The organism is Sphingomonas sp. LHG3443-2 (genome assembly GCF_049896405.1).
Lineage (GTDB): Bacteria > Pseudomonadota > Alphaproteobacteria > Sphingomonadales > Sphingomonadaceae > Sphingomicrobium.
This window is the reverse complement of sequence record NZ_JAFCUG010000001.1, coordinates 892,709-918,319: the sequence shown is the minus strand read 5'-3', so window position 1 is coordinate 918,319 and position 25,611 is coordinate 892,709. Positions and strand designations below refer to the sequence as shown.

Here is a 25,611-nt window from a genome sequence, read left to right as displayed (position 1 = left end):
CCTCGTTATGCGTTCGAGAGGGCAGTAGCGCGCTTCAGCGCAGTGACAAGATTGCCGAGTGCTTCGGTGTCCGCGCCGCACTTCACCAGCGCTGAGCCTGCGATCACTCCCGCCGCCCCGCTCGCCAGCGCGTCGCGGACTTGGTCGGGAGTCGAGATGCCGAAGCCGAGCACCGGCGGGGGCGCTCCCGCCTCGGCCAGACCGGCGAACAAGGCATCGTGATCGAGCGCGAGGCTGTCGCTGGTCCCGGTCACGCCGGCCCGCGCCACGCAATAGGTGTAGCCGCCCGACATGGCCGCGATCCGCCCGAGCACAGGCGGCGGCGTGTTGGGCGCCGCGATCATCACCAGCTCCAGCCCCGCCGCCTTGGCCGCCGCGCTGTAGGGTGCTGCCTCAAGACTGGGCACATCGGCGACCAGCACGGAGTCTGCTCCCGCCGTCGCCGCATCGGCCATGAACTGCTCGCGGCCCCGTGCATGAAGGATGTTGGCATAAGTGAGGATGCCGATCGGCACCGCCGGATGCTTGTCGCGGAGGCCCCGGATCAGGTCGAAGCTGTCGTCGACCCGCATACCCGATGCCAACGCACGCTCGGACGCGGCCTGGATCACCGGCCCGTCGGCGACCGGATCGCTGAAGGGAATGCCGACTTCGATCATGTCGGCACCCGCCTCGACCACGGCGTCGAGCAGCGCCGCGCTGGTCTCCTTGTCGGGATCGCCGAGCATCAGGAAGGCGCCAAACGCACCCTCGTTCCGCTGCTTCAGCCGCTCGAACAATTGGCTGTAGCGGCTCACAGCGCGGCCTCCGGCTTCAACAGCTTGACGGCGCTCGCCATATCCTTGTCCCCGCGGCCCGACAGGTTGACCACGATCACGGTGTCCTTCTGGGCTCGCTCAGCCTCGGCCATCGCGAAGGCGATCGCGTGGGCGCTTTCGAAGGCCGGGATGATGCCCTCGGACCTCGCCAGCGCCTGGAAAGCGGTCAGCGCTTCCGCATCGGTCACACCGACATAATCCGCTCGCGCGCTCTCCTTGAGATAGGCATGCTCCGGCCCGACGCCCGGATAATCGAGCCCGGCCGAGACCGACCAGGTATCCGCCACCTGCCCGTCGCGATCTTGCAGCAGCAAGGTCTCGGTGCCGTGAAGAATTCCCGGCGTGCCCTTGAGGATGGTCGCACCATGCTCGTGGCCCGACAGGCCCTTGCCCGCTGCCTCGCAGCCGACCAGCCGCACGCCTTCGTCTCCGACGAAATCTGCGAACATGCCGATCGCGTTGGAGCCACCGCCGACACAGGCGGTGACGACGTCCGGCAAACGGCCTTCCACCTCCAGCACCTGCGCGCGCGCTTCTTTGCCGATCACCCGCTGGAACTGGCGAACCATGGTCGGGAAGGGATGCGGCCCGGCGGCAGTTCCGAGCAGATAATGGGTGTTGGCGAAGCTCGCGGTCCAATCGCGCAGCGCTTCATTAACGGCATCCTTCAATGTCCGCCCGCCAGCGGTGACCGGCACCACCTTGGCGCCCATCAGCTCCATCCGGAACACGTTGAGCTGCTGCCGGGCGACATCGTCAGCGCCCATGTAGATTTCGGTCTCGAGCCCGAACAGAGCCCCGGCGAGCGCGGTCGCCACGCCATGCTGGCCCGCGCCGGTCTCGGCGATCAGCCGCGTCTTGCCCATCCGCTTGGCCAGCAGCGCCTGGCCCAGCACCTGGTTGGTCTTGTGCGCGCCGCCGTGCAGCAGGTCCTCGCGCTTGAGGTAGATGCGCGCGCTGGTCCCGGCGCCAAGGTTTCGGCAGCGGGTCAGCGGCGTCGGCCGCCCGGCGTAGGTGGTGAGCAGCTCCTCGAGCTCGGCCGCAAAGCCCGCATCCTCTTCGGCCTCGAGGAACGCTGCTTCAAGCTGCTCCAGCGCCGGCACCAGGATTTCGGGCACGAAGCAGCCCCCGAAGCGGCCAAAACGTCCGTCATGCTTCATGCGTATTTCTCCGGTCCGGAAGCCGCAGCGCGTCGAACAGCGCTTGCAGCTTTGTGTGATCCTTGATGCCGGCCGCGCTCTCCAGCCGCGAGCTGGCATCGAGGCCGTAAACACCGGTCTTCTGCGCAGCGTGGGCATTGTCGGGGCCGATCCCACCGGCGAGAAAAGCGCGATCTTTCGCCGGGTGCTCCGCAACCGCATTCCAGTCGCAAGTGGTGCCAGTGCCGCCGCCGGGCGAATCGAAAAGGAGCCGGTCGCCGCCGCGCTCTTCAAAGCCCGCCGTCCAGATTTCGCCGGCGAAGGCGCCGCGAATTTTGTCGATGGTCGCCTCCGTCTCGCTCCCGTGAAGCTGCACCGCTGCCAGCTTAAGCTCGGTTGCTAGGCGAGCAACGGCATCCGGCGCCTCGTCTCGGAACACGCCCACCGGCTTCAGTCCCTCCTGCCGCGTCGCTTGCGCCAGCCTGCGAGCCTGCTCGCTGCCCACTGCACGCGATGTTCCCGGCACGAGGATGATCCCCGCGTGGCTCGCACCGGCACAGGCGGCGGCCGCGACATCTTCGTCGCGGGTCAGGCCGCACACCTTGACCCGTCCGAACACCAGCGCCCTTGCCGCCTCGCCCACGTCATCCGCCGCCATCAGCGAGGATCCGACCAGAAAGGCATCGGCATGGCGACCCAGCCGCTCGACATCAGCCCGCGTGGCAACGCCGGATTCGCTGACCAGCGTGACATGATCCGGTACCAGTGTCGCCAGCCGCTCGGTCACTGCCAGATCGGTCGTGAGCGACTTCAGGTCGCGATTGTTGATACCCACCAGTGACGCGCCGAGCCCGAGGGCGCGGGCGAGCTCCGCCTCGTCATGCACCTCTACCAGCACATCCATGCCGAGCCGCTCGGCCTCCGCCATCACGCCGCGCGCTTCATCGTCGCCAAGCACTGACAGCATGCACAGCACTGCGTCCGCACCATGCCGCCGTGCTTCGGCGACCTGGCGCGGATCGACCACGAAATCCTTGGCCAGCACCGGACCGTCGAAGCGCGCCCGCACCGTTTCCAGCGCCGCGAACGAGCCGCCGAAGAAGCGCTCGTCCGTCAGGCAGCTGACCCCGTCCGCAACCCCGGCATAAGCGGCGATGGCCGTTTCGACCGAATGCGGCGAGCGATGGCCTGACGGCGAGGCAAGCTTCACTTCCATCAGAAACCGCGCGCCCGGCCGGCTCAGCGCCGCGCGCAGGCTCCGCTTGGTCGGTGCAATCCCGCTCGAATCGAAGCCGCGCAGCCGATCGGCCACTTCGGCCCGCTTGTTGGCGACGATCTCGCCCAAGACGTCAGCCATGGGTCGCCTCGATGAAAGCGTTCAACCTCCGCCCGGCCGCCCCTGATCGCAGCAGATCCATCGCCCGGCCCGCGCCCTCGGCAAAGCCCGGCGCCAGCCCGGCCGTCCACAGCAAGGCGCCAGCGTTGAGCGCCACCGCCTGCCGCTCGGCCTCGCTCCCACCACCGCCTAGCAGCGCGCGCAGGCGCTCGGCATTGTCGCCGGGCTCGCCACCCTCCAGCGCGCTCAGCGGCATTCGCTCGAATCCGACGTCCTCGGGCTTGAGGATGATCTCCTCCAGCTCACCGCCTGCCAGCCGGATCGCCCGCGTTTCGGCGTGCAGCGCTACTTCGTCGAGGCCGCTACCGTGCACCACCAACGCCTTTTCAACGCCGAGCGCTTCCAACACCTGCGCGATCCGCCGCAGCATCTTCGCATCCGCCACCCCGAGCAACTGCACCGGCGGCCGCGCCGGGTTCACGCACGGGCCGAGCAGGTTCATCACCGTCCGGACGCTGAGCTGCCGCCGCACGATCGCGGCATGCTTCATTCCCGAATGATAGGCCGGCGCGAACAGGAAGGTGAAACCGCTTTCGTCGAGCACGGCTCGCGCCCTCGCCGGGTCGAGCTCGATTCGCGCGCCCAGCGCCTCCAGCACGTCGGCCGACCCGCACTTGCTCGACACCGACCGATTGCCATGCTTGGCGACCTTGAGCCCCCCTGCAGCCGCGACAAAACCCGCCGCGGTCGACACATTGATCGTCCCCGATCCGTCTCCCCCGGTGCCGCAGCAATCGGCGAACAGCCCGTCCGGCCGTTCGAAGGGCGTCGCCGCCGCCAGCAAGGCCTGCGCCGCGCCGATCATCTCCTCGGGCGTCTCACCCTTCATGCGGAGCGCGATCAGCATGCCACCGATCTCGCCCGGCTCCAGCCGCCCCAGCACCAGCCGTTCGAACAGATGCTGGCTGTCTTCGGCGGAGAGATCCTCTCCCGCGAGCAGGCGCGGCAGCGGATTGGGGACGGGGCCGGCGTCGACCGGCGGGGTTGAAGGAATGACAGCAGTGTAATGCGCGGTGGGGGTCATGAAAGCGGCCTCGTCGGAACAACAAAAAACCCGCCGGGTAAGGGCGGGTCGCATCTGGTTTGGTTATGCTGGTGGCAGGTGCAGGTGGCCTACCGCCAGCGCCATCGCGCCGCCGTGTTGTTGTTCCGCCAGTGATGCCAGTTCCGGGTCACGTCCGCGTCTTTCCGGCCAAGCGCCCGCCTTGTCAACCGCTTGAGGCTGGCGCACCGTCGCGTTGTGAGCGGCAGGATCGTCATTGCGGGCGCAGGAAGCATTGGCTGCTTTGTCGGCGGCCTCCTTGCGCTTGGCGGCGAAGAAGTGGTGCTGCTCGCCCGTCCGCGGATCGCGGAGGAGATCGGCACGCACGGCCTTACCCTCACCAGCTTCGAGGGGTGGAGGGAACAGCTCGAACCAACCCGCCTCAAGGTCGAGACGGACCCCGCGGCGGCGCTTGCCGATGCCGCTCTCGTGCTCGTTACGGTAAAAAGCGGCGCCACTGCCGAGATGGCGGCCCTCATCGCCACTCACGCGCCGCCGTCGGCCGCGGTGATCAGTCTCCAGAACGGCCTCGCCAACGCCGCCATCCTCCGCGCCGCGCTGTCCAATCGTGCGGTTTACGCCGGCATGGTCAGCTTCAACGTCCTTCATCAGGGCGAAGGCTGCTTTCATCGCGGCACGTCGGGACCGCTGGTGATCGAAGCCGGCGCTCCGCCGCTGGTCGCCCCGCACCTCGACATTATCGCGCACGGCGACATGGCGGCGGTGCTGGCGGGCAAGCTCGTCTACAATCTCAACAATGCGCTGAACGCCCTGTCGGGCCTCACCCTGCGCCAACAGCTCGCCGACCGACGCTGGCGCCTGATCCTTGCCGCCGCACAGGACGAGGCGCTCGCCGTCTTTCAGGCCGAGGGTATCCAGCCCTGGAGCCTGGGCAAAGTGCCGGTGACCCGCTTCCCGCGCATCCTGCGCCTGCCGAATGTCCTATTCCGCCTGGTCAGCCGCCGCGGCGTCCGGATCGACGCCTCTGCCCGCTCGTCGATGTGGGATGACCTCGAGCGCCGCCGTCCGACCGAGATCGACGAACTGCAAGGCGCCGTCATCGCCAAGGCCGCCGCGCTCGGCCTCGCGGCTCCCGTTAATCACCGTATCGCCGAAGCGATCCGCGCTGCCGAAGCTGCCGCTGCCGGCAGTCCACGGCTCGATCCAGCCGCTCTGCTTCGCCGGCGTTCTTAACTCCGTCTCAACCCCGACGCTCTACCTCCCGTTTGTTCAGGAGTGTCAGCGAGCCGATGTACGAAGCCCCAGACCGCTACAAGCGCATGATTGCTGCGCGGCTGCCCGATGGCGAATCAGCCGGGATCGCGCGTGACAGCGATCCCGCCTCGCCGCTCAAGGATGTGCAGCTGATCGCCCGCGGCCAGCTCGCGCCATTTTTCGCCCTCACCAACATCGCCGCCGCCGTGCTGTTCGCCGCCGCCCTGTGGGGCTCAGTGGAAGCCAGCCTCTTGCTGGGTTGGGCCGGTATCGTCGGGCTGGTGAACTTCCTTGCCATGCGCTGGAGCCAGAGCCAGGCGGTCACCTGTGTCGGTCGTGCCGGCCACTCGGTGCCGCTGTGGATGATGATCGGCGACGTCGTTGCGCGCGCCCTCGTGTGGCTCAGCCTCCCGGTCTACCTGTTCCCGGCGCTGTCGACCAGCGGGCAGATCATCGCCGGCACCCTGATCGCCGGAGTCGGCATCGCCGGGCTTGGCCTGGTGGTGGTGTTCGCCTGCGCCGTCGCCTGGATGAGCGCCTTCACCGTCGGCATGTTCATCGCGCTCGTGTTCATGCAGTCCACCGTCGCCTTCCAGCAGCTCCTTGCCATGCTGTTCGTGCTCGGCGTCTCGATCATCGGCATCCTCACCGTCGCGCGCTGGGCTTCCGGGCAGCTCAAGACCAATGCCGACATGGGCTCGCAGTCCGAAAGCGCTTCCCTGCTGCTGCAGGAATATGAGCAGCGCGGTGTGGGCTGGCTGTGGCAGGTCGATGCGGAAAACCGCGTCGGCTACATCTCCAGCCGTATGGGCGCCTTGATCGGCAAGCCCTCGACCCAGATCCTCGGCCATTCGCTGCCAAGCCTGCTCGGCGCCCACACCGACCTTGGCCGGGTGCTCCTCGACAAGCAGCCCTTTACCAACCTCGAAATGGAGCTGCGCACTGCGCGCGGCAATCGCTGGATCTCGCTGTCGGGCGATCCGATCATCGATACCGCCGGCCGGTTCGAAGGCTTCCGCGGCGTCGGTCTCGACATCACCGACGTCCGCCACACGCAGGAACGGCTGACCCACCTCGCCAATGTCGACGTGCTGTCGGGCCTGCCCAATCGCGGCCGCGTCCGCCAGCTGCTCGGCGAAGCGCTACGCGGTGCCACCGCCGGCAATGTGCCCTGTGCCATCATGTTCCTCGACCTCGACGGGTTCAAGCCGGTCAACGACACTTTCGGCCACCCCAAAGGCGATGCCGTCCTTCAAGCGGTGGCCAAGCGACTGTGCGACGAGGTTTCCACCGACGGCCACGTCGGGCGCCTCGGCGGTGACGAATTCGCCATCGTCGTCCCGGACGCGCAAAGCCGCCGCAAGGTCGAACAGCTCGCCGAGCGCATCATCGTCGCCATCGCCGAGCCTTACTCGATCGACGGCGTCGAGATCCGCATCGGCGTCTCAGTCGGCTGCGCCTTCGGCCCGATCGACGGCGCCACCGTCGACGATCTCATCCTCAAGGCCGATCTTGCGCTCTACCAGGCCAAGGACGCCGGCCGCGGCGTGGTTCGCTACTTCAGCTCCGAACTGCAGAGCGAGCAGGAAGACCGGGTTCGCCTCGAAGCCGACATGCGCGCCGCGCTGGAAAGCCGGCAATTCTACCTTGCCTTCCAGCCGCTGGTCAGCGCCAAGAACCAGAAGCTGGTCGGGTTCGAGGCATTGGTCCGCTGGAACCACCCGCGCCGCGGCTTCGTGCCCCCCAATGTCTTCATCCCGGTGGCCGAGGAATGCGGCCTGATGGGCCCGCTTGGCGAACTCATCATCGAGGAAGCCTGCCGCGCCGCCGCGAGCTGGCCCGAGCCGATCACCGTCGCGCTCAATGTCAGCCCCAAGCAGATCATCCTGCCCAACCTGCCCAACGTGGTCAGCCAGGCCCTGTCGCGCCACAAGCTACCGGGCAATCGAATCGAGCTTGAGGTCACCGAAGGCGTGTTCCTCGACAGCTCGAGCCGGAGCCTCGACATCCTCGGCCGCCTCCGCTCGCTCGGCGTCGGCATTGCGCTGGACGACTTCGGCACCGGCTATTCTTCGATCGGCTATTTGAACAAGGCCGTGTTCCACAAGCTCAAGATCGACGGCAGCTTCGTGCGCGATGCGGGCACCCGCCCGGGCAACGTTGCGATCATCAAGTCGATCGTCCAGCTCGCCAAGGATTTCCGCATGTCGGTCACCGCCGAAGGCGTCGAAACCGCCGAGGATTTCGAGCGCATGCGCCAGCTCGGCTGCGACACGATCCAGGGTTATCTGTTCGGCAAGCCCTTGTCCTACGAGCGCGCCAACCAGCTCGTCCTCGGCCTCGACGCCCGCAAGCTCGCCAGCTGAGTGGGGCAGGGACAAAGCTGGTCGTCACCACAGCATCACCTTGCTGCGGGGCCTCGCGATGACTGACTGTCTGGCGCGCCGGACCTGAGGCCCGAGCAGCCGTCAGCTTTCGCTCAGCACCTTGCGAACAGATGCCGCGAGCGCTTCGGAGCGGAAGGGCTTCGACAGCAAGGCCGCTCCGGGCGCCGCGGCGCGGATCGCGTCGGTTTCGCTATAGCCTGAGACAAACAGGATCGGCTGCGCCGGCCGTGCGCCGCGCATTTCGCGCGCGACATCGGCGCCCGACATACCGGGCATCAGATAGTCGAGCACGACGAGGTCAGGCACCTCGCGCCGAAATGCGGCCAATGCAGCCTCGCCGTCCGACGCTTCGGCCACCTCATAGCCAAGGTCCTCGAGGCTGGAGACGACAAAGCCGCGAACGTCCGGATCATCGTCGACCACCAGCACGCGGGCGGCCTGCTCCGGCGCCTCGGCAGGACGCTCAGCCGCTGCCGCATCGGCGCCGCCGCTGATCTCGGCGCCTTTTGCGCACCGGAAATAAAGCCGCACGGTCGTACCCTCGCCGGTCCGGCTCTCGATCCGCGCGGTGCCGCCTGACTGCCGCGCGACGCCGTAGACCATGGAGAGGCCGAGGCCGGTGCCCTTGCCGATCTCCTTGGTGGTGAAGAACGGCTCGAACGCACGAGCGACGACGTCCTCGGGCATACCCGTTCCGGTGTCGCCGATGCTGACTTCGACATAATCACCGTCGTCCATTTCCGGGTCGCCGCTGATCGGCACCAAGCGGGTCGCGATCGACAGCAGCCCGCCGCCCGGCATTGCGTCGCGGGCGTTGATGGCAAGGTTCAGCACCGCCAGCTCAAGCTGCGTCGGATCGGCCAGCACCGGCACCGCCGCCGTATCGAGCTCGATCTTCTTCTCGATCCCCGGCCCAAGCACATTGCGAAGCAGTGGCCGCATGTTGGTGATCAGCGGCGCCACCAGGGTCGGCCGCACCTCGAGCCGCTGGACCCGGCTGAATGCCAGCAGTTGCGCCGTCAGCCGCGCGCCCCGCTCCGCCGCTTCCAGGGCGTTCTTCGCATAGCGCTCGAGCTTCGGGTCCTCGGCCCGGCGGACGATGAGGTCGAGACCGCCGACCACCACCGTCAGCAGATTGTTGAAATCGTGCGCGATGCCGCCCGTCAGCTGGCCGAGCGCCTCCATCTTCTGGCTCTGCCGCAACTGCTCCTGCGCCGCCCTGAGCTCGGTGACATCGCGCGCTTCGAACAGGATATACATGACCGAGCCGTCCGGGGCCGTCACCGGGCGGAAGGATACATCGAGATAGGCGGTATGAACGCCGGGCTTCTCGAGAATGATGTCGCGGGTGACAGGCACGCCGGTGGCTGCAAGAGCGATGGCCCCGCTGACGGCTTCCTTATGCTCGGGATAAGCCGCCAGCGTCGGCGCATCCCACAACTTCTTGCCGATCGCCTCGTCCGCCCGCTTGTCGCGCCAGCTGGCGGTGGTCCGGTTGAGCTGCAACACCGTGCCGTCGGGCTCGAGCAGAACGACCACTTCGCGCACGCTGTCGAAAATGGCGCGAAGGCGCGTTTCGCTTTCGCGCACTTCCGCGGTCCGGGCATCGACCTGCTGGCGAAGCTCGCGCTCGGCCTCCTTGGCCACCGTGACGTCGAACGCCGCGCCGATGAAGCCGATCAGCTCGCCATCGGGTCCGAACCGCGGGCTCGATACCGAACGCAGCCAGCGATAGACGCCGTCCGCTCGCTTGTAGCGGGCTTCCAGGCTGAAGGGACGGCGGCTCTCTTCTCCGGCCATGCTCTCCACCACCACCCGTTCGAAATCGTCCGGATGGATGAAGTCGCGCCATTCGTGCGCGTTGACCTGGTCGCGGGCGATGCCGACGAAGTTGAGATAAGCGTCGTTGACGAACTCGCGGTGCCGGTCGAGCCGGGTCACCCACATGATCGCCGGCGCATTGTTGGCGATGCGCCGGAAGCGCGCCTCGGATTCGCGCAGGGCGCGCTCGGCCACGCGTTGCTCGGTCACATCGGTGACGAGGATCACGATACCGGACACCGCGCCATCCGCTTCGACCTGCGGAAGATATTGGGTCTGGATTGCCACCGTTCCGCGGCTCGGATGGCTGTATTCGGCCGCGAACCACTGACGCTCCCCCGTCATCGCGGCGGCGATCAGCGGCTTGCGGATCTTGTACGCGTCATCGCCAATGACTTCGCCGATCGGTCGCCCCAAGATGGTGCCGCGGGGCCGTTCGAGGAAATCTGCCAACGCCTGGTTGCAGAACAGATAGCACTCGTTGCGGTCGATCAGCGCAAGCGGCATGGGCAGCGCATCGGCGATGCCCAGGATGCGCTTGAAGTCGAACCCGCCCATGGCTTCTGTCAGAATATCGACGCCCCTGCTCGTCATTGCCGCAGTCTAGCGCACATGAACGCCGCAGCAACGGCCCTCGTGCCTCCTCAGTGGACGAATCTAGCCACCACGTCGCGATAGCTGCGGCTGACCTTCACCTGCGCGCCCGAATTCAGCACCAGGAAGCATTCGCCGTTGGTGTGCGGCTTCACCTGCCGGACCAGGTCGAGGTTGACGATGGTCGAGCGGTGGACCCGCTGGAATCGCCGCGGATCAAGGCGCTTCTCGAGATCCTTCATCGTCTCGCGCAGGATCAGCGTATTGTCGCCGGTCTGGATGCACATGTAGTCACCCGCCGCATCGATCCGTTCGATCGTGTCGACATCGACCCGGAAGATCTGCCCCTGGTCCTTGATGTTGATCATCTTCTCGAACCGCCCGGACTCGGGCGCCGCGGCAGGAGCGCTTTCGCCAATCTCTTCGGCGGCTTCCGGAGCATGCTCGGCAAGCGCTTCGGCCAGTCGCTCGGCATGCTGCTGCGCGCCCTTTTCGGCAAGGCGCTGGCGGACCCGCTCCATGGTCGTTGCCAATCGGTCCTCGAGCACCGGCTTTTCGAGATAATCCACCGCCTGCACCTCGAACGCGCGCAGCGCATGTTCGGAATAGGCGGTCACGAACACGAACAAGGGTGGATCGACGTCCATCAGGCCCTGGATCACCGAAAAGCCGTCGAAGCCCGGCATCTGGATGTCGAGAAACACGAGGTCGGGCTTGTGGGTCTTGATCGCGCGGATCGCTTCGCGGCCGTTGTTGGCGGTGGCGATCACCTCGACATCGTCATGCGCCTGGAGCCGGAGCATCAGCCCCTGGGTGGCCAGCGGCTCGTCGTCGACGAGGATGGTGCGAATGGTCATTGAGGTCCTTTTTGGTTCTGATCCGCGCTTCGCGTCAGCCGAGCGGCCGCGCGTCGAGCGGAATTTCCACGATAACGCTAAAGCCCCCTTGTTCGTTCTTGCGTGTCGCGAAACGGTGGCGCTCGCCATAGGCTTGCGCCAGACGGTCGCGGGTATTCGCCAGACCGACACCGGTTGATTGCGTGGCGACCAACGCATCCTGCCCGCCGGCCCCATTGTCGGCCACTTCGATCCGCACGCTGTCGCCTTCGGGCGTGGCGGTGACCCAGATATCGGCCCCGCTTTCGCTCGGCGTTACCGCATATTTGATCGCATTTTCGATCAACGGCTGCAGCAGCAGGCTCGGCAGCCGGGCGCCGATGGTCTGCGCCTCGATCCGGAAATGCGGCCGCAAACGATCCTCGAAACGCATCTTCTCGATCTCGAGATAGAGCTTCAGCGTCTCCACTTCCTGCGCCAGCGTGACCTGCGCGGTGGGCTCGTTGGCCAGCGTGTAGCGAAGGAAGCTGCTCAATCGCGCCAGCATCGCATTGGCACGTTCGGTCTGCTTCAGCAGCACCAGCGTCGATATGCTGTTCAGCGTATTGAACAGGAAATGCGGATTGAGCTGGTAGCGCAGCATCGCCAACTGCGCGCTCGACGCCTGGCTTTCCAGCCGGGTGCGCTGGTCGATCTCTTCTTCCAGCAGCAGGTAATAGTTGATGCCATAGTAGAGCGCCGACCAGGCCGCGAGCAGGGCGAAGTTGAGCAGGATCGCACCGAACAGTTGCACCCCGACCGGGTTCGCCCCCGGCCGGACAAAGGTCGCGTGGCTCCACGTCTCGATGATCGAAAAGGCGCCCGAGGCGAGGCCCACGGCGGCAAGGCTCAGGATCACCGTGTAGATCGCCCGCATGGTGATCAGGCGGCGATAGAGGCTGGCGAGCAGCAGGGTCAGCGAATAGCCGGTCGCGGTCAGCAGCAGGGTGTGGACCACGAACATCGCCGGCACTTCGTTGGCGATGCCGCCCAGCGTGCGCAGCATGAAATAACCGACCCACCCGGCCGATTGCAGCACCCAGAAGGCGCGGTTCTTGTCCGCGAAAAAAGGCGCGTCGAGCCCGACGGTGCGCGCGATCGGCCCCTTGCGCGGCGCCAGCGCCCGCGCGCGCCGGCGGGCCGGCGGCTGGTCAGACAGAAGGGCGCTGTCGGTGGCCATGCACCGACATATAGCCGCACCCCTTAGCTATTGCGAGCAACCGGGTGCACGAGGCTGCCGGACGGGCGCTTTCCCCGTCGTTCAGCGGCAGTTACAGGGCTGGCAACCAAAGGAATTGCCATGACCCGCCTTGCCCTCCTTCTTGCTTCCGCCCTCGCCCTCTCGGCCTGCCAGACGCTTTCCCCAGGCACTGCGGCCGCTCCCGCGACCTCGCCCGTGCTCGCCACGGCGGACGCGGTCGATCCGCACAGCTATGCCCGGCCGCTCGAAGCGCGGGTGACCCACGTCGACCTCGACCTCCGCTTCGACTTTGCCGCCAAGGCGGTGAGCGGCACCGCGACGCTCGACATTGACCGCCAGCCCACCGCGCGCGAGATCGTGCTCGACAGTGACGGCTATCAGGTGAGCGCGGTGACCGACGCCGCCACCGGTGCTCCGCTTGCCTTTGCCTATGGGGCCGAGGATCAGGCGCTCGGCCGTCCGCTTACCGTCCAGCTCGGCGCCGCGACGCGCAAGATCCGTATCGCCTACACGGCGCGCGACGCCGAAGCGCTGCAATGGCTGACCCCTGAGCAGACCGCCGGCAAGCGCCAGCCGTTCCTGTTCAGCCAGGGGCAGGCGATCCTCAACCGCAGCTGGATCCCGACCCAGGACAGCCCCGGCATCCGCCAGACCTGGTCGGCGAAGATCACGGTGCCGATCGGCCTCACCGCGGTCATGAGCGGTCTCAAGTCCGACGAGATCATCGCCGGCACCGGCGGCACGCAGACCTTCAAGTTCCACATGGACAAGCCGGTTGCGCCCTATCTTATCGCCGTCGCCATCGGTGACCTTAAGTTCCAGCCGCTTGGGCCTCGCACCGGCGTCTGGGCCGAGCCCGCGACCCTGCCCGCCGCCGCGCGTGAACTCGATGACACCGAAAAGATGGTCGAAACCGCGGAACGGCTGTTCGGCCCCTATCGCTGGGGCCGCTACGACATGATCGTGCTGCCGCCCTCCTTCCCGTTCGGCGGGATGGAGAATCCGACCCTCACCTTCCTCACCCCGACCTTCATTGCCGGGGACAAGAGCTTGGTCAGCCTGATCGCCCACGAATTGGCGCATAGCTGGTCGGGCAATCTCGCCACCAACGCGACCTGGGCGGACTTCTGGCTCAACGAAGGCACCACCACCTACGCCACCTATCGCATCGTCGAAGAGATTTACGGCAAGCGCGTTGCCGACCAGCAAATCGCGCTCGGCCTCGACAGCCTCGCGGGCGAGCTCAAGAACCAGGCCGCGGCCGACACCCGGCTGGCGATCGACCTCAAGGGCCGCAGCCCCGACGACGGCATGACCGACATCGCCTATGAAAAGGGCGCGGCCTTCCTGCGCACCATCGAGACGGCGGTCGGGCGCGAGCGGTTCACCGCTTTCCTGCGCAAGTGGTTTGACGACCATGCGTTCCAGCCGGTGACCAGCGCGCAATTCCTGGCCGCGGTCCGCCGCGACCTCGTCCGCGGCGATGCGGCGCTGGAGCAGAAGCTGCAACTCGATCGCTGGGTTTACGAAACCGGCCTCCCCTCCAACAACGTGCCCGCCAATGCTCAGGCCTTTGCCGAAGTGGATGCAGCGGTCGCGGCGCACGCATCCGGCACCCTGCCGACGGCGGCGTGGGCGCGCTGGACGACCGACGAGCGCCTGCGCTTTCTCAACCGCCTGCCGCGCCAGCAGAGCCGCGCCAGCCTCGACGCGCTGGAACGGGTGTTCCGCCTTAACGAGATCGGCAACAACGAGGTGAAGTTCGCCTGGGCGAGCCTCGCCGTCGCCAATCGCTACGACCCGGCCGTCCCGGCAATCGAAGCGTTCCTGCAGGCCAACGGCCGCCGCAAGTTCGTTCGACCCCTATATCTCGCGCTCGACAAGGACACGAGCTGGGGTCGGCCGATCGCCCGCCGGGTCTACCCGCTGGCCCGCCCGCTCTACCATCCGCTGGTGACGGGCGAGCTCGACAAGCTGTTCGGACGCTAAAAGGTCCCCTTGACGCTGAGCGCGAAGATCGGACCGATCAGGCGATTGCGGTTCTCGATGTAATCGATCGGCGCGCTGTTGCGGCGGCCGGTATAAACGATGCGGTCCCACCGGCTGCGGGCGTTGAGCAGGTTGCCGGCGGACGCCCGCACGGTCAGCCCGAACACGTCCTTGTTCTCGACAAACGCGCCGAGCCACACCGGTCCTTCCCACTGCCGTCCGACCTCGTTCAGGCGAAAGGCGCGGGTGACGTGGCTGTAACTGCCGTTCACGCCATACGCCCAGTCGCTGCCCGGAATGTCGTGGCGGAAGTCGGCTTCGATCAACCGGTCGGTGAAGCTCGACAGCTGGCGCTTCTCGCCGGTCAGCGGATCGCGGATGCTGCTGAACTGCACCAGGCCGCGCAGGTTGATCCGCGCGCCCTTGATCCCCAGCGGGTCGAGCTGGAAGGTGCTGTTCCAGTCGATCGCATAAGCCCGCGCCTTGTCGATATTGCCGGGCGATTCCCCCGTCAGCCCGATCGGGATGATGTCGACATAGTCCTCGAACAAGGCGGCAACGAGATTGACCCTGGTCTTGCCATAGCGGCCGAGATCCTTCGCCAGCTCCAGCTCGAAGCGCCATTGCTGGCTTGGTACGAGGTCCGGATTACCGGCATTCTGATTGTCGTTGTCGAGGAACACGCGGGCGAGGAACTGCCCGAAATCGAGCTGGCCGACGCGGCGGATGATCTTGAAATTGGCGTTGAAGGTCGGCGTCACCTGCGCCGCGAAATTGAGCGAACCCTTGGGCCGGAAGAAGCTGCGCGACTTACCGCCCGCGCCTTCCTGCACGATGGTCGACCACTCGCCGCCCGCGACCAGCTGCACTGACAGCTTGCTCGACAGCGGCCGACCGACCGTCACCAGCGCTTCGTAGCGATCCTCGCTGACCTTGCCGGTGCCAGAGGGGAACAGCTCCTCGGCATAGCTGCCGTCTGGCTGCAGCGCGTAGAGCTTGGAGACGAGATCAAGGCTGTTGAACGCCGCTTCGCCCGATAGCTGGATGTCGGTCTTGCCCCACTTCCAGCGATATTCGCTGCGCCCGATCAGTTCCTTCGACTTCCCGTCCTGGACATAGCGGCTGCCGATCCGTGGGCTGAGGTCGTTGTAGGTCAGCAGCGCCGACTGAACGAACGGCTCGTCGGAGGAGCGGGCGAGGCCGATCAGCTTCAGCCGCCCGCCGACCAGCGCAAATTCGTAATCGGCGCCGGCTTCGTAATTATAGCCCTTCTCGTCCTGGCTGAGCTCCCGCTCGAGATCGGGTCCGACAGCCCGGTCGCGGCGGCTGATCTCGTCGAACCGGTAGTTGAAGCGCCGCGCAAGGAGGTTGAGGTTGCCAAGTGAGGAGCCGGGGCCATCCAGCTTGAACTGGCCGCTGATCTGCGGCTGGTCGAAGTTGCCGGTCCAGCTGTCCTCGCGGGTCTCGAACAGGCTGCCGTCGCCCCGCGTGATGATCGTCGGCCCGCCAGCCGAACTGCGGCTGGCGTCATTCTTGAGGCTGACGGTATATTCAAGCGGGCCGGTGGTGCCGCTGACCGACACATCGCCGCGGGTGTAGAGCGGGTCGGCATAATGGGCCCGAAACTCGGGCCGATAGGTGAACTGGCCGCCGACCTTCTTCTTGGCTTCGTACACGACATTGGCAACCTGACCGGTGAGGCCCGGCACGTCGACTTCGGCCGCATCGACGATCTCGATCCGGGTGACGTTGCCGGCGGGAATGGCCTGCAGCGCCGTCACCGGATCGGTCGACTTGCCGCTGATCCGCTCGCCGTTCAGCAGCACATTGCCCGACGCCTGGCCAAGCCCGCGCGAACTGGTGTCTTCGCCGCGGATGGAGAAACCGGGCACCTGGTTCAGCATGTCGAGCGCGGTGCGCGGCGCGAAGCGGGTGAAGTCGGCGGGCGTGAACACCCGCTTGCTCCCGGCCGGGGCCGACACCGGCGGCGGCGCGTCGCCGGTGGCGGGAGCCGCCTCCTGCGCAAGGGCGGGAGCGCTCAGCGCCGCCAGCGACGCAAACCCGAGCAACCCCGCCTTGTGAAAACGGCTACGCATGACTTTTCCCCTGTTGCTTGTGAGTTGGCCGCATTCCCGCGTCCGCCGACAGGCGGCAGCCATCAGCAGCCGTGCAAATTCGATGATTGGACGAGCGGCAGCCGCTCAGGGCAGGAGCGCGCTCATGATCACCGGCGCCACTTCGCTGGTCATCGCGATTGGCCGGCCCGATCCGCTGCGCCCGATCTCCTCGGGCCGGATCCCAAGCGCCTTGAGCTGCACCAGCCGCGAGACCGACAAATTGCGATAACCGCGCCGCTGATAGCTGGCGATGAAGTCGGCGGTGACACCCAGGGCCTTGAGCTGGATCAACTCCTCGACGGGTACACGGTCGTAGCCGACCCGCTTCAGCGAGGCGATGTAGGCGGGCGACACATCAAGCGCCTTCAGTGTGATGAAGTCCTCGGTCCGGCGCGGCCGATAGCCCGATGCGGCCATGGTGCGGATATAGTCGGGCGTGACGTTCAGCGCGGTGAGGCCGGCGAGTCCGCTCGGGCTCGGCATGGCGTAGCGGCCCTGGCGCAGCGCTTCGACCAGCGAGCGCTTGGCGCCGACCATCGTCAGGTCGATCGTCTCGCTTTCGGTCGGGCGGCGCATGCCGGCGGCGACCAGGAAGTTGGCGAACGCCGGATCGGCGGTGAAGCGGCAATTGCCCCGTGCCCGGCGGTCGTCGCTCCGGCCCGAGCAATCGAGCCGCCCAGGCTCCCGCACCAGGGCGAAGCGGACCGGGGTGCCATCCTTCCTCAGAGCCGCGCGGTCGAAGCCGGCAAGCTCACGCACTTCGAACGACGAGCCGGACGAACGATTGGGCGCGGTGTTGCGGCGAAGCGCGAGCTGGAGCCGCTCCTTGCCCGAATCCGAGACTTCGAAACGAAGGATGTCGGCGTCGGCGGCAAAGCCGGTGGTCGCAATGCTGACCGTGGCGAGGATCAGGGCGAAGAATAGGGCGAACGAGCGGTGCATGATGATGCTCCTTTCAGCGTACTTCTGGTGGCAAGCCGGTCCCGTTCGCCCCGGGTGGGGCGTTCAAGGGTGGCAGCAATCGGTCGGATCAGGTGGCGGTGTTACTCGCCGTCGTCGGGATCGGGCGCCTCGGGCGGCTCGGGCGCTTCCGGCGGCTCGGGCGACGCAACGGACCGGGCTCGTCGCGGCACGTTGGGCGGCCAGTTGTGCGGCGGCAGGCTGGCGCCGGTCGCGAATTCCTTGATGCGCACGGCGCGCAGTTCGATGATCCGCTCCGGCGTCAGGCCGGTGTAGCCCGCGTCGCGCAGCTTCTTCACCGAATGACCGGTGATACCGAGCGCTCGCATCGCGGTAAGATCGCCTAGCGAGATATTGCGAAGGCCGGCCGCCTGCAGCTCGGCGACATAGGCTGGGCTGACCCCCACTGCGCGGGCACCGGTGAGATCGCCGATGTCGCTGGTGCGATAACCGGCGGCGGCCATGGCCCGAACCCAATCGGGGGTAGCGCCAACCGCGCGCAGGCCCATGAGGTCGCCCTCGTCGAGCCGCATCCCGCTCAGCGCCGAGCGGATGGACGCGGCCCACTCCGGCGTGATGCCAAGCGCCTTGGTGGCGATCGCGCGGTCGATCTGCTCGTCGACGCTGCGAACGCGAACCGGGGGCAGAGGGGCGGCTGGCGGCTGCGGCGCAGGATGCGGGTGAACCATCGCCAGGCGGGTCGCTCCGCGCGCTTCGGCGGCGGCGGCCTGCGCTTCGGCGCGGATCGCGTCGGCATCACGCCGGGCGGCCTCAGCGTCGGCGGCGGCCTGCTTGCCGGTCACCGCGATGCTGACCGCTTCGGTGGTCACGACGGTCGCCTTGGCCACGGATTGCGCGACCAGCGACGGCAGCGAATCGGCCGGGCTGGCGGCCACCACGGACAGGCCGGTGGAGGCCGGTTCGTCGGCGGCGACGCGCGGGGCGAAGGTGATGGCGGCAAGCGGCGTCGCGGCGCCGACCACGCCCAGGAACAGTCCTGCAGCGAAGCCCTTGCCCATCGGCGTGCGCGGCAGGCTCTTGTCGAGCACGCGCTGCACACGGCGGGTCAGGCTGCCCTTGCCCGGCGCGACGCCGTGGCTGGCGAGCAGCAGGCCCTTGCAGTCGTGGCGGGCGACACCGACCAGCAGCTGGGCATAGTCGACGCCTTCGACGTTGGCGGCGAGCACCGCATCGTCGGCCGTCTCTTCGCGGAGCTGATGGGCTTCGCGGGCGAGGATCCAGACGAGGGGATTGAACCAGAACAAGGCGGTGGCGATGCGGCCGAGCAGCAGCTTGGCCCAATCGAGCCCGCGGACATGGGCCAGCTCATGGGCGATGATCGCCTCCGCTTCGGCTTTGGCTTCGAGCGCTTCCTCGTTGAGCAGGATCACCGGGCGGAACAGGCCCCAGCTGATCGGCGACTTGAGCTCGGTGCTGGTGAGCAAGGCGGTGCCATTCTTGAAGTCCATCCGGCGCTGCGCATGGGCAAGCGCAGACAGCCACGACGGCTCCACCAGCACCGACGCCTTGGTCCGGAGCGCGAGCAGGCGCAGCACGGCCAGCAGCGTCACCGCCAGCAGCAGCGCGACAGGAATGCCGTAGAGAAGCGGCCACCAGGGCTCTGGCGCAGCGGTGGCCTGAAATGCCTCGGCCGGCGGCAGCGCCGGGGTGTCGGTGATCGGCTGGGCAGCGATCTGCGCCGGCTCTGTCGGGAGCGGCTCGAGGATCGGCGCGGTCACAACCAGTTGCGGCAGGAACATCGCACCAAGCGGAAACAGCACCAGCGCCAGCAGGCCGAGATGCGCGACCATGCCGCGCTCGGCTGCCGAGCGGCCGCGCAGCAAGCGCAGGAGGAGAAGGGTGGTGCCGGCGATCAGCACCGATTTCAGGGCAAAGGTGACCAGCAGTTCCATCGTCTCAGCTCCCCTTGGCCTTGCGCGCTTCCGCGATCATCTTTTCCAGCGCGTCGAGCTCGCTCGTCTCGATCTTGTCCGACATGCCGAGCAGCGCGCTTGCGGCGCTGGTGGGCGAACCGTTGAAGAACACCCGCACGACATCCGACAGCGCCGACTTGCGCGCGGTCTGGTCCGACACTGCCGGGCTGTAGAGAAAGCCGCGCTCATGATCCTCGCGGCGGACGAACCCCTTGTCCTCCAACCGCTTCAGCATCGTCCGAACCGCCGAGCCGCTCGGGCTCCCGGGCAAACGATCGGTCACTTCCGACGCGGTCAGCGCGCCCTGCTGATAGAGCAGGTCGACGATCTGGCGTTCCTTGGGTGGCAGGCGATTGAGCACAACGAGACTCCGAAGCTACATTTGTAGCATGTGCTACATTTGTAGCGACGACGCAAGCCGGCGATCGGTCGTTTGTCGAAAGACAAGCGTCGACCAATGGCGGGGGGTCGCAGATGTCGGGAGGAAATGGCGGAGCGGGAGGGATTCGAACCCTCGATACGGTTTTGCCGTATACTCACTTTCCAGGCGAGCGCCTTCGACCACTCGGCCACCGCTCCGCACTTTGTTTGTGCCTGGACTGCGCGGGCTCTTAGGGGCTCGAACGCAAAGGAACAACCCGCTTGGCAGCCCGCGCCCACGCGCTACACGCATAACCATGCGCGCCTTCGGTCCTCCTCCCAGTCTTGCCGAAATCGAAGCGCTTGCTCGCGCCGCGCTCGACCGCCTGCCCGAGCCGTTCGCCGCCACCGCGCGCGAGGTGGTGCTGCGGGTCGAGGAATTCGCCGACGAGGAGGTGCTCGGCGAGATGGGGATGGAAGATCCTTATGACCTGACCGGCCTATATGTCGGCCGTCCGCTGACTGAGCGCAGCGTCGATGAAAGCGGCCGCTTTCCCGACCAGGTGTTCCTGTATCGCGCCCCGATCCTGCTGGAGTGGAGCGAAGGGGAGGAAACGCTCGAGCATCTCGTAAAGCATGTTCTGATCCACGAGATCGGTCACCATTTCGGCCTCAGCGACGACGACATGCACGCGCTCGAGGACGCCGCGGGTTGAGTCTGCTCGCGCTGCGCGATGTGGCTTGCTGGCGCGGCGGAAGGCTTCTGTTCGAAGGCCTCGACCTGACGTTGGCGCCCGGCGAAGCGATGCTGGTCACCGGCCCCAACGGAACCGGCAAGTCGAGCCTGCTGCGCCTCGCCGCCGGCCTGCTGCGGCCACTTAGCGGGACGGTCGAGGCAGCACCCTGCGCGCTGGCGGACGAGCGCCCGGCGCTGGACCCTGAGCTTCCGCTTGGCCGAGCGCTGGCCTTCTGGACACCGCGTGGCAGAGATGTGGCCGCAGCGCTCGAAGCAACTGGCTTGGCCGCTCTCGCCGACGTGCCCGTGCGCCTGTTCTCGACCGGGCAGCTACGCCGCGCCAGCCTGGCGCGCGTCGAGCTGAGCGGGGCACCTCTGTGGCTGCTCGACGAACCTGCCAATGGCCTCGACACCGCCTCGCTTGACCTCCTCGCAGCGATGATCACCCGCCAGCTGGCAAATGGCGGCGCCGTGCTGGCTGCTTCGCACCAGCCGCTGAGCGGCGCCGCGTGGCGGACGCTGGAGCTGGCCCGATGATCGGCCGCCTCTTGCGCCGCGACCTGCGCCGGACCTTTGCCGGCAACGCGCTGCTGCCGATTATCTTCTTCCTGCTGGTCGCCGCCTTGATGCCGTTTGCCGTCGGCCCTGACGGCAAGCTCCTCGCGCGCGTCGGCCCCGGGCTGCTGTGGGTCGCCGCGCTGACCGCCGCCCTGCTGCCGACCGAGCGGTTGATTGAGCCTGACCGTGCGTCCGGCCACCTCGATCAGCTCGCGCTTTCGGGCCTGCGCATGGAAGAAGTCGCGGCGGTGCGGATGCTGGCCCACTGGCTCGGCTTCGGACCGCCGCTGATGATCGCCGCGATCCCCGCAGCAGCGCTGCTCGGCATGTCGGGCGAGGCGCTCGCCCGCACCCTGCTGACACTGGCGATCGGCACCCCCGGCCTCGCCGCGCTCGCCGTCGCCACCGCCAGCCTCACTGCGGGCCTCCGCCAAGCCTCGGCGCTTGGCGCCTTGCTGCTGCTACCGCTCGCCATTCCCCTGCTGATCTTCGCCGCCTCGGCCGCCGGCGACCCGCGTGCAGGCGCGCTTCAGCTCGAAGCCGCGGTCAGTCTGTTCCTGGTCGCTGGCGCGCCGTTCGTATCGGGCGCCGCGCTCAGGGCAGCGCGGACCTAGTCGCGCACCCAGCGCGCGAACAACGCCGTCGGCAACAGCAGCCCGCGCGCTTCCTCGCGCACTGCCATTTCCCCGATCTCGACCTGCCCGCCGAGATGCGCCAGCTTCTGCCGCAGCAGTTCGCCAAGGCTGATCGCGCTCATCCGCACCGCATAGACCGTCAACACGAGGAACCGGCTGTTGTCATCCAGCAGCCGCCCGCAATCCTCGATCAGGCCGGGCAGATGCTCTTCCAGCCGCCACACTTCGCCGGTCGGCCCGCGCCCGAATTTGGGCGGATCGAGCAGGATACCATCATAACGCCGCCCCCGCCGCACCTCGCGCGCGGTGAACTTGGCGGCATCGTCGATCATCCAGCGGATCGGCCGCTCCTCGAGCTCGGACAGATGCGCATTGTTCTTGCCCTGCTCGACGCTCTTCTTGGACGCATCGACATGGGTCAGCTTCGCGCCCGCCTCGCTCAGCAGCAAAGTGCCGACCCCGGTATAGCCGAACAGGTTCATCACCTCGGCGCGCTCGGCCCGCTCACGCATCCAATCCCATTGCGGGGCCATGTCGGGGAAGAAGGCGAGATGGCGGAAGGGCGTCAGCGCGGCTTCGAACCGCACCCCGTCGCGGCGCAGCGGCCAGCTGCGCGGTACGGGCCGTTGCTGGACCCAGCGTCCGCCCCCTTCCTCGTCGCTGCCGGGCATGAAAGTCGCGTCCGGGTCCCAATCGTCCTTTGCCGGCGACCACATCGCCTGCGGCTCCGGGCGCACCACCGTGATGTGACCGTAGCGCTCATATTTGAGGCCGTTGCCGCTATCGAGCAGGCCCCAGTCGGCCCACGGCTCGGCGACGATGGTCTGAAGCTCGCTCATGCCGCCACTCCAAAGGTCGCCCGCGCCGGAGCGCCGCTCAGCATCCGCGCGCCCGCCGCGCGCACGTCGTCGACGCTCAGCGCAGCGAGCTTGGCAGCCAGCTCCTCGCGCCCGATCAGCCGCCCGTGCACCAGCCACTGACGCGCCGCCTGCGCCGCCTGCCCCCACGGCGTTTCCAGCGCCATCGCCTGCCCCGCCCTGACCTGGATCCGGGCCCGATCCAGCTCGCGCTGCTCAAGCCCTGCGGCGGTTGCGTGCAGCACCTCGTCGATCAGCGCCTGCGCCGCCTTGCCTTCCTTGCGGGCAGTCGCGGCATGAACGTGCAGCAGCCCCAATTCGTCATGCCCGTGCAACCCGGCGCTCACCGTATAGGCGAGCCCGCGCTCCTCGCGCACCGCCTGGAACAGCCGCGAGGACGCTCCGCCCCCGGCGATATCCGCGAACAAACGCGCGGCGAGATAATCGTCTGCCTTCTGCCCCGGCGCCGCATGCGCCAGCGTGATCTGCGCCTGGTCGGCCTTGGCGCGGTCATGACGCGCCTCGGCGGTGAAGCGCGCCAGGTCAGCCTCGGGCGCCTTGCCGGCACCAAGCGCGCCGAGATGCCGCTCGGCGAGCGCGACCACCGCCTCATGCTCCACCGCGCCCGCCGCGCTCAGCACCATCGATCCGCCGCGATAATGACGGTCACGCCAGGCGGAGAGATCGTCCTGCCGGATCGCCCGCACGCTTTCCTCGCTGCCGAGGATCGAGCGGCCGAGCGCCTGGCCCGAGAAGGCCTGGCTCCACAGATGGTCGAAGATGATGTCCGACGGCGTATCCTCCGCCTCGGCCAGCTCCTGCAGCACGATCTCGGCCTCACGCTCCAGCTCGGCAGCGTCAAAGGCCGGGCGGCAAACGAGATCGCCCAGCAGCTCCACCGCCAAGCCGACATGATCGCTCAACACCGCGGCGGTGAAGCTGGTCTGGTCGCGCTCGGTACAGGCGTTGAGCTCGCCGCCGACATCCTCGATCGCTTCGCTGATCTGCCGCGCCGACCGGCCGCCCGCGCCCTTGAATACCATATGCTCGAACAGGTGCGCGAGGCCGTTGACGCGCTCCTCCTCGTGCCGCGAGCCGACGTCGGCGAACAGCGCGATGCTGGCGGTTTCCAGGCCCGGCATCGGCCGGGTGATAACCGTAAGGCCATTGGGAAGGGCGCTGATGCTGCTCATGCCCGCGCCTTGCCCCGCCCTTTCAGCGCCAGCGCGTAGATGACCAGCGCCGATAGCGCGAAGGCAAACCACTGAAAGGCATAGCTGCGATGATTGTTGGGAATGTCGGCGACATTGGGCGGCGCGCTCGGCTCGAGCCCGGACAGGCCCTCGGCCGAGATCAGCCGCATTCCCCTCTCGGTATCGGGCGCAATGATCCCGCGCACCGTCCCGCCGCGCCAGCCGATCTGCTGCGGTCGGTCCGACCAGCCGATGTCGATCCGCAGCCCGGGCCCCTCGGCCCCGGTGGTCCGGCAATCGACCCAATGGGCATAGCCCGAGCGGCCGTCACGGTTGCGGCCCGCCACTGTTTTCACGTCGACCGGCTCGAGGCAGGTTGCGCGGCTCTGCCGGAACAGCGGCATCTTCTCGCGCGCCATCGTGCCGACGGGGAAGTCGGTCGGCGGCAGCCCGGTCGCAGCCTCGTAACGCGCCAGCAGCGCTTCCTTTTCGTGCGCGCGGCCAAGCTGCCAGATGCCAAGTCCGAACATGGTCGCTACCGCCGCCAGCACCACGATCGTCGCGATAATCGGAACCCGCTTCACTTGACCAGCCGCCCTTCGTGCGCGGCGTTGCGATATTCGGCGCCGAGCAGCCACGCCTTGGCCAGCCGCAGCCCGCCGAACGTCAACCCGGCGCCGATCGGCAGCCAGACGAGATGCACCCACCAGGCCGGCTCATGGGCTGCGTCGACCACCAGCGCACCGATCACCAGGATCGCGCCGACGATCAGGATCAGGAATGCCGCCGGCCCGTCGCCGACATTGAACTGCTGGAAATCGAGGCCGCATTCCTCGCACGTGTCGCGCAAACGAACAGGGCCGGCGAACAGCCGGCCCTTCTCGCATCTTGGGCAGAGGCCGGCGAGCCACTGGCCCGCCGGTCCGCTCCGCTTCATCAGCCGTGCCACTCGGCGCCCCAGCCGCCCCACAGATAAATGGCCACGAACAGGAACAGCCACACCACGTCGACGAAGTGCCAGTACCACGCCGCCGCTTCGAACCCGAAATGCTTCTCGGGCGTGAAGTCGCCCTTCGCCGCGCGGATGTAGCAGACGATCAGGAAGATGGTCCCGATCAGCACGTGCGCGCCGTGGAAACCGGTCGCCATCATGAAGGTCGACCCATAGACGTTGCCGCCGCTGGCGCTGACGAAACCGAACGGCGCGTGGGCATATTCGTACGCCTGGATCGCGCTGAAGATCACGCCAAGCGCAATGGTTGCCAGCAGGCCTTTCTTCAGCCCTTCGCGGTCACCGTTGATCAGGCTGTGGTGGGCCCAGGTCACCGTGGTGCCCGAGCAGAGCAGGATCATGGTGTTGAGGAGCGGAAAGCCGAGCGGATTGATGACCGGCATATCCTTGGGCGGCCAGACACCGCCGACGCTTTCCACCGCGCTCGGGAACAGGGCGTTGTCGAAGAAGGCCCAGAACCAGGCAAGGAAGAACATCACTTCGGAAGCGATGAACAGGATCATCCCGTAGCGCAGGTGAAGCTGCACGATCGGCGTGTGATCGCCGGCATGACTTTCATGCACCACATCGCGCCACCAGCTGAACATGGTGAGGAGGACGCCGGACAGGCCCGCCAGAAGCACGAACTTGCCGTACGGATTGTCGTGCATCCACAGCACGCCGCCGGCGGTCAGCGCGAGCGCCGAAAAGCTTCCGATCAGCGGCCAGAGGCTGGGCGGAAGAATGTGATACGGATGGTTGCGGGTCGCGGCCATGAGTCCTCGGAAGCTTG

Annotated in this window: 22 protein-coding genes and 1 tRNA gene; 6 read left to right on the top strand and 17 right to left on the bottom strand. The window is 67.3% G+C overall.

Annotation, left to right across the window (positions count from 1 at the left end; genetic code table 11):
- Positions 1–5: 5 nt before the first annotated feature.
- The 4 genes from trpA to trpD are packed head-to-tail and all read right to left on the bottom strand — an operon-like array spanning position 6 to position 4,377.
- Entirely contained in the window at positions 6–797 is a 792-nt protein-coding gene (trpA, locus tag ACP69Z_RS04535; protein ID WP_426266345.1) for a tryptophan synthase subunit alpha, read from the bottom strand.
- Positions 794–1,978, bottom strand: a complete 1,185-nt coding sequence (trpB, locus tag ACP69Z_RS04530; protein WP_426266344.1) for a tryptophan synthase subunit beta — start codon at positions 1,976–1,978, stop codon at positions 794–796. The genes trpA and trpB overlap by 4 nt, the downstream gene beginning before the upstream one ends.
- Positions 1,968–3,314, bottom strand: coding sequence for a bifunctional indole-3-glycerol-phosphate synthase TrpC/phosphoribosylanthranilate isomerase TrpF (trpCF, locus tag ACP69Z_RS04525; protein ID WP_426266343.1), 1,347 nt, complete (start codon positions 3,312–3,314; stop codon positions 1,968–1,970). Before trpCF ends, trpB begins: the two co-directional genes overlap by 11 nt.
- A complete protein-coding gene (gene trpD, locus ACP69Z_RS04520; protein ID WP_426266342.1) occupies positions 3,307–4,377 on the bottom strand; it encodes an anthranilate phosphoribosyltransferase in 1,071 nt (356 codons plus the stop codon). Before trpD ends, trpCF begins: the two co-directional genes overlap by 8 nt.
- Before the next feature lie 216 nt (positions 4,378–4,593).
- Here trpD and ACP69Z_RS04515 point away from each other — a divergent pair, with 216 nt between their 5' ends.
- A complete protein-coding gene (locus ACP69Z_RS04515; protein WP_426266341.1) occupies positions 4,594–5,589 on the top strand; it encodes a 2-dehydropantoate 2-reductase in 996 nt (331 codons plus the stop codon).
- 56 nt (positions 5,590–5,645) lie between these two features.
- On the top strand, positions 5,646–7,976 hold the full coding sequence (locus ACP69Z_RS04510) for a putative bifunctional diguanylate cyclase/phosphodiesterase (RefSeq protein ID WP_426266340.1): 2,331 nt from the start codon (positions 5,646–5,648) through the stop codon (positions 7,974–7,976).
- 102 nt (positions 7,977–8,078) lie between these two features.
- On the opposite strand, the gene ACP69Z_RS04505 is transcribed toward ACP69Z_RS04510, so the two are convergent.
- From ACP69Z_RS04505 to ACP69Z_RS04495, 3 genes are read right to left on the bottom strand one after another with little or no spacing between them, the layout of a single operon-like run.
- Positions 8,079–10,412: a PAS domain-containing protein gene (locus ACP69Z_RS04505; protein ID WP_426266339.1), complete on the bottom strand. Its 2,334-nt coding sequence runs from the start codon at positions 10,410–10,412 to the stop codon at positions 8,079–8,081.
- 50 nt (positions 10,413–10,462) lie between these two features.
- Entirely contained in the window at positions 10,463–11,269 is an 807-nt protein-coding gene (locus ACP69Z_RS04500; RefSeq protein WP_426266338.1) for a LytR/AlgR family response regulator transcription factor, read from the bottom strand.
- Between the two features lie 34 nt (positions 11,270–11,303).
- Complete coding sequence (locus ACP69Z_RS04495) at positions 11,304–12,467, bottom strand: sensor histidine kinase (RefSeq protein ID WP_426266337.1); 1,164 nt, start codon at positions 12,465–12,467, stop codon at positions 11,304–11,306.
- A 120-nt stretch (positions 12,468–12,587) separates the two neighbouring features.
- Here ACP69Z_RS04495 and ACP69Z_RS04490 point away from each other — a divergent pair, with 120 nt between their 5' ends.
- Positions 12,588–14,477: a M1 family metallopeptidase gene (locus ACP69Z_RS04490; RefSeq protein ID WP_426266336.1), complete on the top strand. Its 1,890-nt coding sequence runs from the start codon at positions 12,588–12,590 to the stop codon at positions 14,475–14,477.
- On the opposite strand, the gene ACP69Z_RS04485 is transcribed toward ACP69Z_RS04490, so the two are convergent.
- The 5 genes from ACP69Z_RS04485 to ACP69Z_RS04465 all read right to left on the bottom strand — a co-directional run bounded on the left by ACP69Z_RS04485 (position 14,474) and on the right by ACP69Z_RS04465 (position 20,067).
- Entirely contained in the window at positions 14,474–16,573 is a 2,100-nt protein-coding gene (locus ACP69Z_RS04485) for a TonB-dependent receptor plug domain-containing protein (RefSeq protein WP_426266335.1), read from the bottom strand. The two genes, ACP69Z_RS04490 and ACP69Z_RS04485, sit on opposite strands and share 4 nt — an antisense overlap.
- A 105-nt stretch (positions 16,574–16,678) precedes the next feature.
- Positions 16,679–17,536: a hypothetical protein gene (locus ACP69Z_RS04480; RefSeq protein WP_426266334.1), complete on the bottom strand. Its 858-nt coding sequence runs from the start codon at positions 17,534–17,536 to the stop codon at positions 16,679–16,681.
- 101 nt (positions 17,537–17,637) lie between these two features.
- Positions 17,638–19,467: a M56 family metallopeptidase gene (locus ACP69Z_RS04475; protein WP_426266333.1), complete on the bottom strand. Its 1,830-nt coding sequence runs from the start codon at positions 19,465–19,467 to the stop codon at positions 17,638–17,640.
- Between the two features lie 4 nt (positions 19,468–19,471).
- A complete protein-coding gene (locus tag ACP69Z_RS04470) occupies positions 19,472–19,849 on the bottom strand; it encodes a BlaI/MecI/CopY family transcriptional regulator (protein WP_426266332.1) in 378 nt (125 codons plus the stop codon).
- A 127-nt stretch (positions 19,850–19,976) separates the two neighbouring features.
- Positions 19,977–20,067: transfer RNA gene (locus ACP69Z_RS04465), tRNA-Ser, on the bottom strand.
- 98 nt (positions 20,068–20,165) lie between these two features.
- Between ACP69Z_RS04465 and ACP69Z_RS04460 the strand changes: the two genes are divergently transcribed.
- From ACP69Z_RS04460 to ACP69Z_RS04450, 3 genes are read left to right on the top strand one after another with little or no spacing between them, the layout of a single operon-like run.
- The gene (locus ACP69Z_RS04460; RefSeq protein ID WP_426266331.1) at positions 20,166–20,564 is read left to right on the top strand and encodes a metallopeptidase family protein; all 399 of its coding nucleotides are present in this window, start codon (positions 20,166–20,168) and stop codon (positions 20,562–20,564) included.
- A complete protein-coding gene (gene ccmA / locus ACP69Z_RS04455) occupies positions 20,561–21,121 on the top strand; it encodes a heme ABC exporter ATP-binding protein CcmA (RefSeq protein WP_426266330.1) in 561 nt (186 codons plus the stop codon). The genes ACP69Z_RS04460 and ccmA overlap by 4 nt, the downstream gene beginning before the upstream one ends.
- Positions 21,118–21,756 (top strand): heme exporter protein CcmB, encoded by a 639-nt coding sequence (locus ACP69Z_RS04450; RefSeq protein WP_426266329.1) that lies wholly within the window; start codon positions 21,118–21,120, stop codon positions 21,754–21,756. The genes ccmA and ACP69Z_RS04450 overlap by 4 nt, the downstream gene beginning before the upstream one ends.
- Here the strand turns inward: ACP69Z_RS04450 and ACP69Z_RS04445 are convergent.
- From ACP69Z_RS04445 to ACP69Z_RS04425, 5 genes are read right to left on the bottom strand one after another with little or no spacing between them, the layout of a single operon-like run.
- Positions 21,753–22,616, bottom strand: coding sequence for a class I SAM-dependent methyltransferase (locus ACP69Z_RS04445; protein WP_426266328.1), 864 nt, complete (start codon positions 22,614–22,616; stop codon positions 21,753–21,755). The genes ACP69Z_RS04450 and ACP69Z_RS04445 overlap by 4 nt on opposite strands.
- Positions 22,613–23,827, bottom strand: a complete 1,215-nt coding sequence (locus ACP69Z_RS04440) for a M16 family metallopeptidase (protein WP_426266327.1) — start codon at positions 23,825–23,827, stop codon at positions 22,613–22,615. The genes ACP69Z_RS04445 and ACP69Z_RS04440 overlap by 4 nt, the downstream gene beginning before the upstream one ends.
- Positions 23,824–24,411 (bottom strand): SURF1 family protein, encoded by a 588-nt coding sequence (locus ACP69Z_RS04435; protein ID WP_426266326.1) that lies wholly within the window; start codon positions 24,409–24,411, stop codon positions 23,824–23,826. Before ACP69Z_RS04435 ends, ACP69Z_RS04440 begins: the two co-directional genes overlap by 4 nt.
- Positions 24,408–24,764 carry a DUF983 domain-containing protein gene (locus ACP69Z_RS04430; RefSeq protein WP_426266325.1) on the bottom strand — a complete coding sequence of 119 codons (357 nt, stop codon included), beginning with the start codon at positions 24,762–24,764 and terminating at the stop codon, positions 24,408–24,410. Before ACP69Z_RS04430 ends, ACP69Z_RS04435 begins: the two co-directional genes overlap by 4 nt.
- Positions 24,764–25,594, bottom strand: coding sequence for a cytochrome c oxidase subunit 3 (locus tag ACP69Z_RS04425; RefSeq protein ID WP_426266324.1), 831 nt, complete (start codon positions 25,592–25,594; stop codon positions 24,764–24,766). The genes ACP69Z_RS04430 and ACP69Z_RS04425 overlap by 1 nt, the downstream gene beginning before the upstream one ends.
- Between the last annotated feature and the right edge of the window lie 17 nt (positions 25,595–25,611).

What these genes read in the sequence shown, in the direction of transcription:
- ACP69Z_RS04460 (WP_426266331.1), top strand. Translation starts at nt 20,166, where the DNA reads ATGCGCGCCTTCGGTCCTCCTCCCAGTCTTGCCGAAATCGAAGCGCTT.
- ACP69Z_RS04505 (WP_426266339.1), bottom strand. Translation starts at nt 10,412, where the DNA reads ATGACGAGCAGGGGCGTCGATATTCTGACAGAAGCCATGGGCGGGTTC.
- ACP69Z_RS04450 (WP_426266329.1), top strand. Translation starts at nt 21,118, where the DNA reads ATGATCGGCCGCCTCTTGCGCCGCGACCTGCGCCGGACCTTTGCCGGC.
- ACP69Z_RS04475 (WP_426266333.1), bottom strand. Translation starts at nt 19,467, where the DNA reads ATGGAACTGCTGGTCACCTTTGCCCTGAAATCGGTGCTGATCGCCGGC.
- ACP69Z_RS04430 (WP_426266325.1), bottom strand. Translation starts at nt 24,764, where the DNA reads ATGAAGCGGAGCGGACCGGCGGGCCAGTGGCTCGCCGGCCTCTGCCCA.
- ACP69Z_RS04510 (WP_426266340.1), top strand. Translation starts at nt 5,646, where the DNA reads ATGTACGAAGCCCCAGACCGCTACAAGCGCATGATTGCTGCGCGGCTG.
- ACP69Z_RS04480 (WP_426266334.1), bottom strand. Translation starts at nt 17,536, where the DNA reads ATGCACCGCTCGTTCGCCCTATTCTTCGCCCTGATCCTCGCCACGGTC.
- ACP69Z_RS04440 (WP_426266327.1), bottom strand. Translation starts at nt 23,827, where the DNA reads ATGAGCAGCATCAGCGCCCTTCCCAATGGCCTTACGGTTATCACCCGG.
- trpB (WP_426266344.1), bottom strand. Translation starts at nt 1,978, where the DNA reads ATGAAGCATGACGGACGTTTTGGCCGCTTCGGGGGCTGCTTCGTGCCC.
- ACP69Z_RS04490 (WP_426266336.1), top strand. Translation starts at nt 12,588, where the DNA reads ATGACCCGCCTTGCCCTCCTTCTTGCTTCCGCCCTCGCCCTCTCGGCC.
- ACP69Z_RS04445 (WP_426266328.1), bottom strand. Translation starts at nt 22,616, where the DNA reads ATGAGCGAGCTTCAGACCATCGTCGCCGAGCCGTGGGCCGACTGGGGC.
- ACP69Z_RS04485 (WP_426266335.1), bottom strand. Translation starts at nt 16,573, where the DNA reads ATGCGTAGCCGTTTTCACAAGGCGGGGTTGCTCGGGTTTGCGTCGCTG.
- trpCF (WP_426266343.1), bottom strand. Translation starts at nt 3,314, where the DNA reads ATGGCTGACGTCTTGGGCGAGATCGTCGCCAACAAGCGGGCCGAAGTG.
- trpD (WP_426266342.1), bottom strand. Translation starts at nt 4,377, where the DNA reads ATGACCCCCACCGCGCATTACACTGCTGTCATTCCTTCAACCCCGCCG.
- ACP69Z_RS04500 (WP_426266338.1), bottom strand. Translation starts at nt 11,269, where the DNA reads ATGACCATTCGCACCATCCTCGTCGACGACGAGCCGCTGGCCACCCAG.
- ACP69Z_RS04495 (WP_426266337.1), bottom strand. Translation starts at nt 12,467, where the DNA reads ATGGCCACCGACAGCGCCCTTCTGTCTGACCAGCCGCCGGCCCGCCGG.
- ACP69Z_RS04425 (WP_426266324.1), bottom strand. Translation starts at nt 25,594, where the DNA reads ATGGCCGCGACCCGCAACCATCCGTATCACATTCTTCCGCCCAGCCTC.